The sequence below is a fragment of the Sphingomonas oleivorans genome, from assembly GCF_003050615.1.
Taxonomy (GTDB): domain Bacteria; phylum Pseudomonadota; class Alphaproteobacteria; order Sphingomonadales; family Sphingomonadaceae; genus Sphingomonas_H; species Sphingomonas_H oleivorans.
This window is the reverse complement of sequence record NZ_NWBU01000004.1, coordinates 187,573-202,885: the sequence shown is the minus strand read 5'-3', so window position 1 is coordinate 202,885 and position 15,313 is coordinate 187,573. Positions and strand designations below refer to the sequence as shown.

General features: G+C 67.2%; 13 protein-coding genes. 2 read left to right on the top strand and 11 right to left on the bottom strand.

Translation table 11 applies throughout. From position 1 onward, the window contains the following. Positions 1–2: 2 nt before the first annotated feature. Together CLG96_RS01035 and CLG96_RS01030 are read right to left on the bottom strand one after the other, a co-directional pair. Positions 3–635: a nicotinate-nucleotide adenylyltransferase gene (locus CLG96_RS01035; RefSeq protein WP_107966006.1), complete on the bottom strand. Its 633-nt coding sequence runs from the start codon at positions 633–635 to the stop codon at positions 3–5. Between the two features lie 49 nt (positions 636–684). Then, complete coding sequence (locus CLG96_RS01030; protein WP_107966005.1) at positions 685–1,938, bottom strand: glutamate-5-semialdehyde dehydrogenase; 1,254 nt, start codon at positions 1,936–1,938, stop codon at positions 685–687. Between the two features lie 107 nt (positions 1,939–2,045). Here CLG96_RS01030 and CLG96_RS01025 point away from each other — a divergent pair, with 107 nt between their 5' ends. After that, positions 2,046–3,155, top strand: coding sequence for a DUF3667 domain-containing protein (locus CLG96_RS01025; RefSeq protein WP_165799472.1), 1,110 nt, complete (start codon positions 2,046–2,048; stop codon positions 3,153–3,155). Between the two features lie 364 nt (positions 3,156–3,519). Here the strand turns inward: CLG96_RS01025 and ftsH are convergent, their stop codons facing one another. The 7 genes from ftsH to CLG96_RS00990 form a co-directional block, all read right to left on the bottom strand. Continuing rightward, a complete protein-coding gene (gene ftsH / locus CLG96_RS01020; protein WP_107966003.1) occupies positions 3,520–5,469 on the bottom strand; it encodes an ATP-dependent zinc metalloprotease FtsH in 1,950 nt (649 codons plus the stop codon). Between the two features lie 75 nt (positions 5,470–5,544). After that, complete coding sequence (gene tilS / locus CLG96_RS01015) at positions 5,545–6,525, bottom strand: tRNA lysidine(34) synthetase TilS (protein WP_243395553.1); 981 nt, start codon at positions 6,523–6,525, stop codon at positions 5,545–5,547. Positions 6,526–6,680: 155 nt separating this feature from the next. Beyond that, entirely contained in the window at positions 6,681–7,694 is a 1,014-nt protein-coding gene (locus tag CLG96_RS01010; protein ID WP_341476932.1) for a tetratricopeptide repeat protein, read from the bottom strand. 31 nt (positions 7,695–7,725) lie between these two features. Then, positions 7,726–8,634: a helix-turn-helix domain-containing protein gene (locus CLG96_RS01005; protein WP_107966002.1), complete on the bottom strand. Its 909-nt coding sequence runs from the start codon at positions 8,632–8,634 to the stop codon at positions 7,726–7,728. 150 nt (positions 8,635–8,784) lie between these two features. Further along, the gene (ptsP, locus tag CLG96_RS01000; protein WP_107966001.1) at positions 8,785–11,070 is read right to left on the bottom strand and encodes a phosphoenolpyruvate--protein phosphotransferase; all 2,286 of its coding nucleotides are present in this window, start codon (positions 11,068–11,070) and stop codon (positions 8,785–8,787) included. 13 nt (positions 11,071–11,083) lie between these two features. Further along, on the bottom strand, positions 11,084–12,073 hold the full coding sequence (locus CLG96_RS00995) for an NAD(P)H-dependent flavin oxidoreductase (RefSeq protein ID WP_207796566.1): 990 nt from the start codon (positions 12,071–12,073) through the stop codon (positions 11,084–11,086). 26 nt (positions 12,074–12,099) lie between these two features. Continuing rightward, entirely contained in the window at positions 12,100–13,365 is a 1,266-nt protein-coding gene (locus tag CLG96_RS00990; protein WP_107965999.1) for an aspartate kinase, read from the bottom strand. Between the two features lie 67 nt (positions 13,366–13,432). Between CLG96_RS00990 and ubiG the strand changes: the two genes are divergently transcribed. After that, positions 13,433–14,161 (top strand): bifunctional 2-polyprenyl-6-hydroxyphenol methylase/3-demethylubiquinol 3-O-methyltransferase UbiG, encoded by a 729-nt coding sequence (gene ubiG, locus CLG96_RS00985; RefSeq protein WP_107965998.1) that lies wholly within the window; start codon positions 13,433–13,435, stop codon positions 14,159–14,161. A 63-nt stretch (positions 14,162–14,224) separates the two neighbouring features. On the opposite strand, the gene CLG96_RS00980 is transcribed toward ubiG, so the two are convergent. Further along, on the bottom strand, positions 14,225–14,896 hold the full coding sequence (locus CLG96_RS00980) for a glutathione S-transferase family protein (RefSeq protein WP_107965997.1): 672 nt from the start codon (positions 14,894–14,896) through the stop codon (positions 14,225–14,227). Positions 14,897–14,953: 57 nt separating this feature from the next. After that, a complete protein-coding gene (locus CLG96_RS00975) occupies positions 14,954–15,289 on the bottom strand; it encodes a VOC family protein (RefSeq protein ID WP_107965996.1) in 336 nt (111 codons plus the stop codon). Between the last annotated feature and the right edge of the window lie 24 nt (positions 15,290–15,313).

Below are 15,313 nucleotides of genomic sequence, written 5' to 3'. Positions count from 1 at the left end.
TCCTAAAGCACTGGCCTGCGCGAGACGCGATCGCGCAAGGCCTTATTGGCGAACGATGAATGCCATTCTGGATCGCGGGCCCTCGCCCGTGTCGCGGAATTCGGATCGAGGCGGAAGCGCAATAGCACGAGCGCCGGCGGACTCCACGTCGTCCAGTTTCGCGCCTGGCTTGACGGCCGGACGACATGCCGCAGCCAGCCCATCGCCCTGGTGGCGCGGGCAGCCTTATCATAGCCGGGTCTGGCGATCACCGCAATCGGCACGGTGCGCGCGATCCGCCGCCACTCCCTCCAGCGATGGAATTGCGCCAGATTGTCGGCCCCCATCAGCCAGATGAAGCGGCGATCGGGATAGCGGCGGACGAGCCGGGCGAGCGTATCGACCGTGTAGCGCGTGCCGAGCCGCTGCTCGATCGCGGTCGGCCGGATTGGCGCGTTGCGCGCCATGCGATTGGCCGAGGCGAGCCGGGCGGAAAGCGGCGCCATGTCGTCCGCATCGGCCTTGAGCGGATTGCCGGGCGAGACGAGCCACCACAGCTCCTCCAGCCCCAGCGCGTCGATCGCGAACAGGCTGATCCGGCGATGGCCGCGATGGGCAGGGTTGAACGACCCGCCGAGAAGCCCGGTGGGTTTCATCCGGCCGATCTTGCTCGGCCGGCATCGCCGCATTTCACCCGCGTCTGACTCAAGGACGCGTCTGGCCCGTGCCGCGCACTTGCCATTTATAGGTGGTAAGCCCTTCGAGCGCGACCGGGCCGCGGGCGTGGAGACGGCCGGTGGAGATGCCGATCTCCGCGCCCAGGCCGAATTCGCCGCCATCGGCGAATTGGGTGGAAGCGTTCCACATCACGATCGCCGAATCGACTTCCGCCAGGAAACGCTCGGCGGTCGCGCTGTCCTCGGTCACGATCGAGTCGGTATGGTGCGATCCGTGGCGCGCGATATGCGCCATCGCATCTTCCACACCGTCGACCAGCGCCACCGAGCAGATGCCGTCGAGATATTCGGTGTCCCAATCCTCCTCGTCGGCGGGAAGCGCGCGGGGCTCGATCGTGCGGATCTCGGCCGTGCCGCGCAGCTCGCAGCGTGCTTCGGCCAGCCCGGCGAGGATGGGCGCGGGATCGGGATAGGCGCGGTCGATCAGCAGCGTCTCCATCGCGCCGCACACGCCCGTGCGCCGCATCTTGGCGTTGAGCGCGATCGCCACCGCCTTGTCCGGATCGGCGGCGGCATCGACATAGACATGGTTGATGCCGTCGAGATGGGCGAGTACCGGCACGCGCGCTTCCTCCTGCACGCGGGCGACGAGCGACTTGCCGCCGCGCGGCACGATGATGTCGATCAGGCCTGCCGCCTTCAGCATCGCGCCGACCGCCGCGCGATCGGTGGTGGGGACAAGCTGGATCGCATCTTCAGGCAGCCCGGCCGCACGCAGTCCCTCGATCAGGGCGGCATGGATCGCGCGGCTGCTCTCGATCGCTTCCGATCCGCCGCGCAAAATGGCGGCATTACCGGACATCAGGCTGAGCGCGCCCGCATCCGCCGTCACATTGGGCCGGCTTTCATAGATGATGCCGACCACGCCGAGCGGCACGCGCACGCGGCGCAGCACCAGCCCGTTGGGCCGCTCGATCTCGTCGATCGTCTCGCCGACCGGATCGGGCAGCGCCGCCACCGATTCCAGTCCGGCGGCGATCCCCTCCAGCCGGGCGGGATCGAGCTTCAGCCGATCGAGCATGGCGGGCGAGAGGCCGTTCGCCGCGCCGCGTGCCATATCCTGCGCATTGGCGGCGAGGATATCGGCCGATCGCGCGCGGATCGTAGCGGCGGCGGCGCGGAGTGCCGCCGCCTTGTCGGTGCTCGGCGTCCGCGCCAGCAGGCTGGCGGCGTTGCGGGCGCGCAGGCCCATTTCGGCGATCAGTGCGGCTGCGTCGGTCATGCCCGCGCCGTTAGCACGGGTGGGGCCGCGCGGGAACGGGCTCGACGCATGGCGGCGCATCGGGCAGGTTATGGCGTACTGAATGGTATGGTCAGGGAATGGGGGCGATGGGCGAAGGGATTGAAGAGGTCGGGGCGGTCGTCTCCGGCGGGCTGGCCGCGCGCGAGATCGACAGGCTCGGCAGGGGTGACGCTGCGGCGCATGGCCATGAGGGGGAGGGCGCGGGCGGGGCCTGCGCCAATTGCGGGACGGTGCGGGTCGGCTCTTATTGCCATTCCTGCGGGCAGACGGGGCATCTGCACCGCAATCTGCACGCGCTGATCCATGACATCGCCCATGGCGTGTTCCATTTCGAAGGCAGGATCTGGCACACGCTGCCGTTGCTCGCCTTCAGGCCAGGCGAGCTCACGCGGCGCTATGTGCAGGGCCAGCGCGTCCGGTTCGTGTCGCCAATGGCCTTGTTCCTCTTCTCCGTCTTCCTGATGTTCGCGGTGGTGTCCAACCTGCCACTCTGGTCGTCCGGGAAACATGCCACGGCCGGCGGTGCCTTAGGGCTGAATCAGGCGGAAACACAGATCGCCGACGAGTTGAAAGAGGAGCGGGAGAAGCTTTCCGAACTGGAAGAAGCGCGCGCGGAGGCGGTTCAGGAGGGTGGGAAGGTCGCATCGATCGATACCAAGCTGGCCAAGACGCGCAAGGATATCGCGCAGCTCGAAATGGCGCAGAAAGCGCTATCGGTCGGCTCCGTGCCCAAGATCGACCTGGATCTGGACAGCTCCGACGGCAAGAACTGGCTCGAGCGCAAGGTCGAGCATGCGAGCAAGAATCCGGAGCTGATGCTCTACAAGATGAAGAGCTCGGGCTATAAATATAGCTGGGCGCTGATCCCCATTTCGCTGCCCTTCATCTGGCTGCTCTTCGCCTTCCGCCGCGATGTGGGCTTTTACGACCATGCCGTCTTCGCGACCTACTCGCTCTCCTTCATGAGCCTATTCGTCGTCGCGCTGAGCATTGCCCTGGCGCTGGGTGTGTCAGCGAACTGGGTGACGCTGGCGGCGATGATCGTGCCCCCGATCCACATGTATAAGCAGTTGAAATATGGCTATGGGCTCGGCCGCTTCGGCGCGACCTGGCGGACCTTCGCTTTGCTGATGGTCGTTTCCATTACGAGCAGCCTGTTCCTGATGTGGCTGCTCTATCTGGGCTCCGGCGATTGAGGGCCTCGCCGGGGGCAGGGGCTGATCCGCCTGTCTCCAGGGCGAGATTGCGGGCGGCTGAACATTCTCGTCATCCCTGCGCAGACGGACCTTTGCATGAGCCCGTCGTCCCCCTGAACTTGTTTCAGGGTCCACCCCTAACCCGCGCAACGGTGCGGATGAGGAGTGGATGCCGAAACAAGTTCGGCATGACGATAGGGAGTATGCGGATGCCCCGTAGAGGATGCCTATCTCTTCTCCGGTAACAATGTTCGTGGAGAGACATGGGCCCCTGCCTCCGCAGGGGCGACGATTCAATTTGAGTCTGAAAGAAGAAGGGCGGCGGACGCTTGGTCGTCCGCCGCCCCTTTCTTTCCCTCTGGCCTCAGGCGCCTTGCGGTGCCGGGTCACCCCAGCCGCCGCCGGGACGCTTGCTCTTTGGGATCGAGGAGCCGCCCGCGGCGAGCGGGGTGCTGGGGCGCGATACGCCGTCATCGCGGCCGATATCCTCGCCCTTGATCGCGCGCTTGGATTCCTCGCCGGTCAGCGTCTCATATTCGAGCAGCGCGGTGGCAAGGCGGTGCAACTCGTCCAGATGCTCGGTCAGCACCTTGCGTGCGGTTGCCTCGCCTTCCTCGACCAGGCGGCGGACCTCCTGATCGATCAGCCGCGCCGTCTCTTCCGACACGCTCTGGTTGCGCGAGACGCTATGGCCGAGGAACACCTCTTCCTGATTGTCGCGATAGCGCAGCCAGCCGAGCTTTTCGGACATGCCATATTCCATCACCATCGCACGGGCCATGTCGGTGGCCTGCTGGATGTCGTTGGAAGCGCCCGTGTTGAGCTCGTCCGCGCCATAGATGATCTGCTCGGCGATGCGGCCGCCGAAGCAGAGCGCGAGCCGGGCCTTCATCTGCTTCATCGTCATCGAATAGCGGTCGCGCTCGGGCAGGTTCCAGGTCACGCCCAGCGCGCGGCCGCGCGGAATGATCGTCACCTTGTGGAGTGGATCGCAGCCGGGGACGTGCAGCGAGACGAGGGCATGGCCGGCCTCATGATAGGCGGTCGCCTTCTTTTCGTCTTCGGTCATGACCATGGACTTGCGCTCGGCGCCCATCATGACCTTGTCCTTGGCCTCCTCGAACTCGCGCATGGCCACCAGCCGCTTGCCCTTGCGGGCCGCGAGCAGCGCCGCCTCGTTGACGAGGTTTGCGAGATCCGCGCCCGAGAAGCCGGGCGTGCCCCGCGCGATGGTGCGCGCATTGACGTCGGGGGCGAGCGGCGTCTTCTTCATGTGGACGAGCAGGATCTTCTCGCGGCCCTCAATGTCCGGACGGGGCACGACGACCTGACGATCGAAGCGGCCCGGGCGGAGCAGCGCGGGATCGAGCACGTCGGGGCGGTTGGTCGCCGCGACGATGATGATGCCCTCATTGGCCTCGAAGCCGTCCATCTCGACCAGAAGCTGGTTGAGCGTCTGCTCGCGCTCGTCATTGCCATTGCCGAGGCCCGCGCCGCGATGGCGGCCGACCGCGTCGATCTCGTCGATGAAGACGATGCAGGGTGCGTTCTTCTTCGCCTGCTCGAACATGTCGCGGACACGGCTGGCACCGACGCCGACGAACATCTCGACGAAGTCCGAGCCCGAAATGGTGAAGAAGGGCACGTTCGCCTCGCCCGCAATGGCGCGGGCGAGCAAAGTCTTGCCCGTGCCCGGCGAGCCGACGAGCAGCGCGCCTTTCGGGATCTTGCCGCCCAACCGGGCGAATTTGCTCGGATCCTTCAGGAAATCGACGATTTCCTGCAGCTCCTCGCGCGCCTCGTCGATGCCGGCGACGTCATCGAAGGTGACGCGGCCTTCCTTCTGCGTCAGCATCCGCGCGCGTGACTTGCCGAAGCCCATCGCGCCCGAGCCCGCATTCTTCTGCATCTGGCGCATCACGAAGAAGCCGATGCCCAGGATGAAGAGGAAGGGCAGCGACTGATAGAGCAGATACATCCAGACCGAGGGCTGCTCGTCCGGCTGCGCACGGAAGACGACATTCTTGTCGGCAAGACGCTGGACCAGCGTCGGATCGGCCGGCGCATAGGCGCGGAACGCGCTGCCATTGGTATATTTGCCGGTGACGACCCCGTCGCCGATATCGACTTCCTTGACGGTGCCTTCCTCGACATGGCCGAGAAATTCCGAATAAGCGACCGTCTCGCCTGCGGCGGCGCGCGTGCTGCTGTCGAACATCGACACGAACAGGACGAGCGCCAGAAGTATGCCGAGCCAGATTGCGAGGCTCTTCATCCAGGGGGTCGTGCCCTGCGGTTCCTTCTCGTCGTTCATGCGCACTCCAGCCTTCCTAACCCCGCATAGATAGGCAAGTGTGGGTCAATGGCAATGGAATGGGCGGCGATTCGCTCACTTGCCGTGATGGGGCGGTGCGTTTCGGAGACGCCAAGGGGCGCCAGGCTCGATTTTGACGCCGGACAGCGTGGAAACCAGCCCCGAATCGAGCCGGATCATAAGCCGGTCGAGCTCCGGGCCGCGCAATTCGCCCGACTCGGGGAAGCCGAGTCGGAAGGCCATTTTGAGCAGGCGGCGGCGGATCTCGCGCGGCAGCCCTGATGCATCCAGCAGCAGGGCGTCGCCCTTGACGGTGCAGCGCGTCTCGAACGCCTGCCGGGCCGCCCAGTCGAGCGCATCCTCGGCATCACGGGCATGATCGGCGACGGCGGCGAGGCGGCGGGGATCGAGCCAGTCGGCCGAACGCAGCAAGTGCCGCGCGCGGGTGCGGTCATAGCGCAGGTCGCGGTTGGAGGGATCGTCGGCGGCCTTCAGTCCGGCAGCGGCGACCAGTCCGATCAACTCCTCCTTCGACCAACCGAGCAGCGGGCGGAGTGCTATGATGCCAGCCGGATCGCCGGCCAGGGCGCGGCGCGGCCGGATGCCGGCCAGGCCTGCAATGCCGGCACCCCGGGCGAGCCGCATCAACACCGTTTCGGCCTGATCGTCGCGATGATGCGCGGTGAGCAATGAGGCCATGCCGCCCGCGCGGCACCAGTCGATCAGTGCGGCATAGCGCCCCTTGCGTGCCGCCGCCTGAATGCCCTGCGTGCCGGGTTCGACTCTAATGCGGAGGATCTCGTGCGGAACGCCCAGCGCCCCGCAAATGGCATGGACCTGATCGGCCTCCGCCGTCGCTTCGGGCCGCAGCCCATGATCCACCGTCGCCGCCGCGACCCGGCCGGGAAAGGCGGCATGGGTGAGGAGCAGCAGAGCGAGGCTGTCGGGCCCGCCCGATACGGCGAGGCCGAGCCGGCCATCGTCCCTCGGTCCGCCGATCGCCTGAAGGTCGGCTCGGAAACGCGCAATCTGTGGTTCGGAGGGGCTGGCCGTCATGCCGCCTCCATAGAGGGACCGAACCATCCCGTCATTCCGGCGCCGGCCGGAATCCATGTCTCTCTCCACGAGGGCCGTCCCATGAGGAGAGAGACATAGGCCCCTGCTTCCGCAGGCGCGCGCGCTTCGGCCAGTTCAGCGCAGGCGTGCGCCTTTCAGGAGCATTTCGCATCCTTGCGGCCCTGCGCGACGCGGCCCTTCAGGGGCTCGGCGATCGTCGCGCCATAGACGTCCTGCAATTCGTCATAGACCTTGCAGGCTCCCTCGGGCTTCTTGAGCTGGAGCAGTGCCTGGCCGAGATAATAGAGGCTGTCGGGCGCGCGTTCGCCGCGCGGCATCTTCTGATAATTGGCGTAGAAAACTTCCGCCGCCATGGCCGGCTTGCCGCCGTCGAGATAGGCGCGGCCGAGCAGATTCTGGGCATAGCTCGCCCGCTTATGCTTGGGATATTTGGCGACCACCGCCTTCAGCGCGGTCGCCGCCTCATCATATTTCTTGTCCACCCACAGGCGATAGCCGGCCATATAGGCATCTTCGCCCGGATCGCCGCTCGACGGCGCCGCGGCCTCCGCCGGGGCGGCGGGCGCAGGCTTGGCGGGAGCGGGCTTGGCCGCGATGGGCTTGGCCGGCGCCGGCTTGGCCGCATCGATCTTGGCGGGCGCGGGGGGAGGCGTCGGCGCGGCGGCGATCGGGGCCGGAGCCCCTTCGGCCGGTGCCGCGGGCGGGGCGCCGGCGGCCTCGATCGCCTTCAGCCGGTCCGCGGTCTCGGTGCGGAAGCGGCCCATCTGCTCCTCGAGCTGGCGAACCCTGTATCCATTCTGCTCGACCTGGCCGGTCAGGCGCGAAAGCTCCGTCTCCAGCGCCCGTACCCGCGCCTGAAGATCCGCGACGGGCGTGCTCGCCGGCTGGCCGGCGCTCGGCTGGGGCGCCTGGGCGGGCGCGATCTCCGGATCGAAATAATCGGGGTTCGCGCCGGGGAAGACCTTGCGCTGCACTGCGCGCATCTCGCGCTCCAGTCTGTCGACACGTCCGCCGAGTTGCGCCGCACCCTGCTGAGCGGACTGGGCCTGGGCGGGCCCGGCGGCGGGCAGGACGGCCGTTCCGGCCAGGAGCAGGGCGGCGAGCGGCGCCAATCGCATGATCGTGAATCCCCGGAAGAAGTTGGTCATCGCTTATCGAACGGCGTGGCTGTCGCCAGCCTTAAGGGCGCTCTGCCGGCGTTGCGCCCGGCGGCGGCACCAGCGGCTCGATCGGTGCGGGCGCCGGGGCCACGCCCGGAGCAGCACCAGGTGCAACGGGCGCGGCGGCCGAGAGGCGTTCGCGCAGCGAGGCCGGCGAGAGGCTGACATCCTTGATCGTCTGGTTGGCCGTGCCGAGTGGCGGGATTGCCGCATCGCCCACGGTCACGCGGATCACATGCGGCCGGCCAGTCTGGATGCGCGGATCGGCGGCGGTCGCCGGCACCTCGAAGCGCTGCCCCGGCTCCATCACCCCCATGAAGAAGGTGGGGCCGCCCATGTCATAGACCTTGACCCAGACCTGCTCGTTCGCCGTGAGCGCGACCGGGCCGGCAGCGGCTGCGGGCGGCAGCGGCTGCGGCGCGGGTTGCGGCGTGATGACGGGCGGGGGCGGGGCAACGGCTCCGGTGGGCGCGCTCTGTTGCGTTTCCGCGGCGATCCGCGTGCTTTCCTCGCCCATTCCGCCGCCGCGCCAGAAGAGATAGGCAAGGCCGAGCAGCAGGGCCACGCCCAGCCCGACCAGCGCTAGTGCGCGCGTCGGCACGCGCGCCGGATCGGCCGGCTCGAACGGGGCATGATAGTCCCGCTCCCGCCGGATGCCGCCAAGCTCGGCGCGGAAGTCGCGCGCGAGCGCCACGCCGTCCAGCCCGAGAAGCTGCGCATAGACCTTCACGAAACCCGCGCTGTAGGGAATCGCGGGCAGGCCCTCATGCTCGCCGGACTCGATCATCTGCAGATGGCGGATCGGCACGCGCGTCCGCTCGGCAATCGTTTCCAGGCCCAGCCCCTGCGCCTCGCGCGCACTCTTCAGCCGTTCACCGACACCGAGCGGGGAAGCCCCACCCAAATCCTTGTTAGCCGCTTCGCTCATTCATCCTCCGGATGCTCCCGGCATGTTTGCGACAGTTGGAGCCCAGGCGGAAGCCTCTGTCAAACCTTGCGATTATAAATGCCGGGCGGCGGCTCCGTTCCGCCTCTTCCCGCGCATCCCGGTGGCCATCCGCCGGCTTCCTACGCTGCCTTACGCAATCACGACGCCATTTTCCTCCGCCCATTCGGTGAGCGTGGCGCGCATGTCGCGCGGTGGATTCGTCAGCCATTCCGCCATCCGCGCGCGCAGAGCCCCCGCATCGAGCGAGCGGATCATCGCCTTGACCGCGCCGACGGCGGCCGGGGTGATCGACAGCCGCTCGACGCCCAGCCCGATCAGCGCCATCGCCTCCAGCGTCCGCCCGCCCATCTCGCCGCAGATCCCGACCGGCACCTCGGCCGTCTTCGCCTGCCGCACGACGCGCGAGAGGAAGCGCAATATCGCCGGGCTCAGCCAGTCATAACGTTCCGCCAGCTTGGGATGGGCCCGGTCCGCCGCGAAGAGGAATTGGGTGAGGTCGTTGGTGCCGACCGAGAGGAAATCGAGCTTGGGCAGCAGCAGATCCAGGCTTTCCGCCAGCGCCGGCACCTCGAGCATCGTGCCGTAGCGGATCGCGAGCGGCAGCGTCTTGCCCCGCGCGGCGACACGTGCGCGCTGCGCCTCGAACAGGGCATGCGCCTGTTCGAACTCCCATGGCTCGGACACCATCGGGAACATCACGTTGAGCACGCGCCCGCCCGCCGCCTCGATCAGCGCGCCGGCCTGCGCCTTCATCAGCGCGTCGCGCTCCAGCGCCAGCCGGATCGCGCGCCAGCCCATGGCGGGATTTTCCTCGTCGGCGTCGTCGCTGTTCATATAAGGCAGCGCCTTGTCGCCACCGATATCGACCGTGCGGAAGATCACGGGCCGGTCGCCCGCCGCCTCCAGCACGTCGCGATAGAAACGCTGCTGGCGTTCGCGCTGGGGCAGGGTGGCGGAAATCAGGAACTGGAATTCGGTGCGGAACAGGCCGATTCCGTCCGCCCCCATCACGTCCAGCGCGGCGACATCGTCGCGCAGGCCCGCATTCACCATCAGCGTGACGCGAAGATCGTCCTTCGTCACCGGCGGCAGATCGCGCATCGCGGCGAATTCGGCGCGGCGCTTCTGGCCGAGCGCGAGCTTGGCCTCGAACGCCTCCTCCATCGTCGATGTCGGCCGGACGAAGACGGCGCCCTGTTGCGCGTCGAGCAGCAGCGTGTCGCCCTCGCTGATCAGCCGGCGGATGTCGCGCACCCGGCCGAGCACGGGAATGCCCATCGCACGCGCGACGATCGTTACGTGCGCGGTGAGCGACCCTTCCTGGAGGATCACGCCCTTCAGCCGGCGCCGGTCATATTCCAGCAGCTCGGCCGGCCCCAGATTGCGCGCGATCAGGATGGAATCATGCCGCAGGCCGAGCTGTGCCGCGGTCCCGAGCTGGCCCGAAACGATGCGCAGCAGCCGGTTGGACAGATCCTCCAGATCGTGCATCCGGTCCGCGAGCAGCGGATCGTCAATCTCGCGCATGCGCATGCGGGTGCGCTGCTGCACACGCTCGATCGCCGCTTCCGCCGTCAGGCCGCTGTCGATCGCCTCGTTGATGCGCCGCGCCCAGCCTTCGTCATAGGCGAACATCCGATAGGTCGCGAGCACGTCCTGATGCTCGCCGGCCACGCCGAATTCGGCCTGGCTCATCATGCGCTCGATCTGGTCGCGCATCTTGTCGAAGGCGGAATAGACGCGGTGGCGCTCGGCCTCGATATCCTCGGCGACGGTATGTTCGATGGTGACGCGGGGCTGGTGGAACACCGCCTGGCCGCGCCCCATCCCCTCGACCAGCCGGAGGCCGGTGAGGCGGAGCGCACCCGCCTCGCGCGCGTCGCGTGCCTGCACCGCCCGGTCGTCGACCAGGCCCGCGCCCGCGATCAGCTCGGCCAGCACCATCGCCACCGTCTGCAGCGCCTCTATCTCCACCTCGGCATAGCGGCGTGGATCGGTATGCTGCACGGCGAGCACGCCCACCGCGCGTTCCCGCCGGACGATCGGCACGCCCGCGAAACTGTGGAACAGTTCCTCGCCCGTCTCCGGCTTATAGGCGAAATCGGGATGACTGGTCGCCTCGTCGAGGTTCAGCGTCTCGACATCCTCGGCGATCGTGCCGACCAGGCCCTCGCCCAGCGAAAGCTTGGTGACATGCACCGCCTCCTGCTTCAGCCCGCGCGTCGCGAACAGCTCGAGCACGCCGTCGCGCAGCAGGTAGATGGAGCAGACTTCGCTCGAAAGCTCCTCGCCGATGATCTGGACGACCTGGTTGAGCTTGGCCTGCGCATTGGTCCGCGCCGCCATCACATCGTGAAGGCGGGTCAGGATCTGGCGTGCGGCGGAGGCTCCGGAGCTGGGCGTTACGGGCGGCATGGCCCGACCGCTATCAGAAAGAGGAACGCCCTGCCAATGCCGCGGATGCCTGGGCGAGCAAGGTTTCTATGATCTCCGAAACCGGCTCTTCCTTCGTCACCATGCCGACCGACTGGCCGGCCATCAGCGATCCCTGCTCGACATCGCCCTCGATCACCGCGCGGCGCAGCGCGCCCGCCCAATAATGTTCGATCTGGAGCTGTGCTTCGGCCATCGCCACGCGGCCCTCGTCCAGCGCCTGCGCCACTTCGCGCTGCTTGGCGGTGAAGGCGTCGCTGCCGGCATTTTTGAGCGCGCGCACGGGGATTACGGGCAGGCGCGGATCGATCTGGACGCTCGCCACCGCATCGCGCGCGGAGGCGCGGATGAACGCCTTCTTGAAATTGGGATGCGCGATCGACTCGGTCGCGCAGACGAAGCGCGTGCCGAGCTGAACGCCCGCCGCGCCCATTTCGAGATAGCCGGCGATCGCCTCGCCCCGGCCGATGCCGCCGGCGACGAAGACGGGCAGCTTGTCCGCAATTTCGGGCAGCATCTCCTGCGCCAGCACGGAGGTCGATACGGGTCCGATATGGCCGCCCGCCTCCATGCCCTCGATCACGAGCGCATCGACGCCCGAGCGGATCAGCTTCTTCGCCAGCGCGAGCGCCGGCGCGAAGCATATCACCTTGGCACCGCCCGCCTTGATCTTCTCGATCGCGCCGCCCGGCGGCAGGCCGCCGGCCAGCACGACATGGCCCACGCGATGTTTCGCGCAGACGTCGATCAGCGCATCCAGATCGGGATGCATGGTGATCAGGTTCACGCCGAAGGGCTTTTGCGTCAGCGCCTTGGTGCCCGCAATCTCCGCGTCGAGCAGCGCCGGCGTCATCGCGCCGCAGGCGATCACGCCGAAGCCGCCGGCATTGGACATGGCGGCGACCAGGTTCCGCTCCGAAACCCAGCTCATGGCGCCGGCAAGGATTGCATATTCGGCGCCGAGAAATTCGGCACCGCGCGCCATCAGCCGGGTGAGTTGCTCGCTGCCGCTCACGCCTCGACCTTGTCCTCGGCATCGAGGCCATAAGCGGTGTGCAGCACGCGCACGGCAAGCTCGGTATAATCTTCGTGGATCAGCACCGAGACCTTGATCTCGGACGTGGTGATGGCGAGGATGTTGATGCCGCGATCGGCCAGCGACTTGAACATCTGTGCCGCGACGCCCGCATGGCTGCGCATGCCGACGCCGACCACCGAGATCTTGGCGACGGCCGTGTCATGGACCAGCTTTTCGAAGCCGATCGTGCCGCGCGCCTTTTCCAGCACGTCGAGCGCGCGGGCGAGTTCGGCCTGCGGCACGGTGAAGGTCACGTCGGTCGAGCCGGTGCCGTGCGAGACGTTCTGCACGATCATGTCGACATTGATGTTCGCGTCCGCCAGCGGCGAGAAGATGGTCGCCACCGCGCCGGGACGGTCGGGCACGGCCACGAGCGTGACCTTCGCCTCATTCTTGTCATGCGCGATGCCGGTGATGAGTTGCCGTTCCATGCTCGTTCCTTCGATCTCGTCTTCGCCCACGATCATCGTGCCGGGCAGCGTGGCGCCGTCGGGCGCGCCGTCGAACGACGACAGCACCTGCACGCGCACCTTTTCCTTCATCGCCAGACCCACCGAGCGGGTCTGGAGCACCTTGGCGCCGACCGAGGCCAGCTCCAGCATCTCCTCATAGGTCACTTGTCTGAGCTTGCGCGCCTTGGGCACGATGCGCGGATCGGTCGTGTAGACGCCGTCCACGTCGGTATAGATGTCGCAGCGATCGGCCTTCATCGCCGCCGCCACCGCGACGGCCGACGTATCCGATCCGCCGCGGCCCAGCGTCGTCACCCGATCATCATCGGTCACGCCCTGGAAACCGGGGATCACCGCCACCTCGCCCGAGGCCAGTGCCGCGCCCAGCACCTCGGTATCGATCGCCGAGATGCGCGCCGAGCTGTGCGCGTCCGACGTGCGGATCGGGAGCTGCCAGCCGAGCCAGCTGCGCGCCTTCACGCCCATCGCCTGCAAGGTCATGGCGAGTAGGCCGCTCGTCACCTGCTCGCCGCTCGCCACCACCACGTCATATTCGCGCGGATCGTAGAGCGGGGAGGCCTCGCGGCAGAAATTGACCAGCCGATCGGTCTCGCCCGACATGGCGGAGACGACGACCGCGACCTCGTTGCCGGCCTCCACCTCGCGTTTCACCCGGTTCGCGACATTGCGGATACGCTCGATGCCGGCCATCGAAGTGCCGCCGAACTTCATTACGATGCGCGCCATGGCTTCTCTGCTTGATCTCTGGCTTTTGCCGCTAGGGGCTGGGACGGCGCCCTGTTAGTAAGGGGGCATGACGAACGCAACTGTCACGATCGATCCCAGGGAAGCCGAGCATTTCGGGAAGCTCGCCGCCGAATGGTGGGACCCCAAGGGATCCTCCGCCATGCTCCACCGGCTGAACCCGGTGCGCCTTTCCTATCTGCGCCAGCAGATCGACCGGCACTGGGCAGGCGATCCGGCGACATTGCGGCCGCTGACCGCCAAGAGGGTGCTCGATGTCGGCTGCGGCGCGGGGCTGCTTTCGGAACCGCTGGCGCGGCTCGGCGGCGAGGTGACGGCGATCGACGCGGCGCCGGAGAATATCGGCGTGGCAAGCGCGCATGCGGCGAGCCAAGGGCTTTCGATCGACTATCGCACGGGTGGGATCGAGACGGTGGAGGACGAGCAGTTCGATCTGGTCGTGTCGATGGAGGTGATCGAGCATGTCGTCGATCCTGCCGCCTTCGTGCGCGGGTTGGCGGGCGTGCTGGCGCCGGACGGGCTGATGATTCTCTCCACGCCCAACCGCACGCCGCTCTCCTATCTCGCGATGATCGCGCTGGGGGAAGGGCTGGGCCAGATCCCCAAGGGCACGCATGACTGGAGCAAATTCCTGACGCCCGACGAGCTGACCGGAATGGTGGAGCAGGCGGGGCTGGAGGTGATCGACATGACGGGCATCGGCCTGTCGCCCGCGCGCGGCTTCATCCTGTCGGACAACAAGACACTCGATTATTTCGTGACGGCCGTGCCGCGATAGGCCGGCTTCCGCCTGATTGATCCCGCGCGCAGGGTGAGAGCGGTCATGCTTCAAGCCGTCCGCTCAGAAGTCCGGCTTGTCATAATGATCGGGCGGGCTCACCACCTCCATCCGCTCGGACAGGAGCGGGCGGAAGCTGGGGCGCGATTTCTGCCCGGCATACCAGAGGCGGGTCGGCTCATGGCCGCGCCAGTCGATTCCGCCAAGATAGTCGGCGACCGACAGATGGGCGGTCGCGGCCAGATCGGCGAGGCTGAACAGCGGGCCGGCCATCCAGCGGCGATAGTCGATCAGATAATCGATATAGTCGAGATGCGTGTTGGCGAGCTTCATCGCCTCGCGTAGCACCTTGGCATCGGGCGGCAGGCGATGGACGATGCGCTTCTCCATCCGCTCGTAGAGCAGTGGCGCCACCACCTCGCGATAGAGAATCTGGTCGAACCAGGCGACCAGCCGGCGCACCTCGGCGCGATCGGCGGCCGAGCCGGGGATCATCGGCGATTTTTCGATCGTCTCTTCGAAATATTCGCAGATGGCGTTCGAATCGATCAGCGTGACGCCCGCCGCGCGATCGACCATCACCGGGGTCTGCCCGGCGGGGTTCATGTCGAGAAATTCGTCGCGCCGGGCCCAGGGCGATTCGCGCACCAGCTCATAGCCGACGCCCTTCTCGCCGAGGAGAAGCCGGACTTTCCGCGAAAAGGGACAGAGAGGGAACTGGAAGAGCTGCCACATGATCCGCTCGGTAATAGCCGGATCGCGCGCGCTTGCCAGCGGCAATAGCGCGTGCCGTCAGTCCGTGCGGGTAGCGGCCAGTTCGTTGCCCGCAGGATCGCGGAATTGGAAGCGGCGACCGCCGGGAAAGGCGAAGATCGGGCGTGTGATCTCTGCTCCGGCGGCCTTCACCTTCTCAAGCGTGGCTTCCAGATCATCGACCTCGATCACGGGCAGGGGCGCGCCCGTGGCTTCGGCCGCGTCACCCTGGAGCCCCAGATCGACATCGCCGCTGGTAGTCGCAGCATAGGTCGGCCCGAAAGCGGTCAGCGACCAGCCGAACGCCTGTTCGTAAAAAGCCTTGGCCCGTGCGGTATCCGCTACCGGCAGTTCGACATAGTTCAATCGCGCCACAGTCCGCTCCCTCGGTTCCACAAG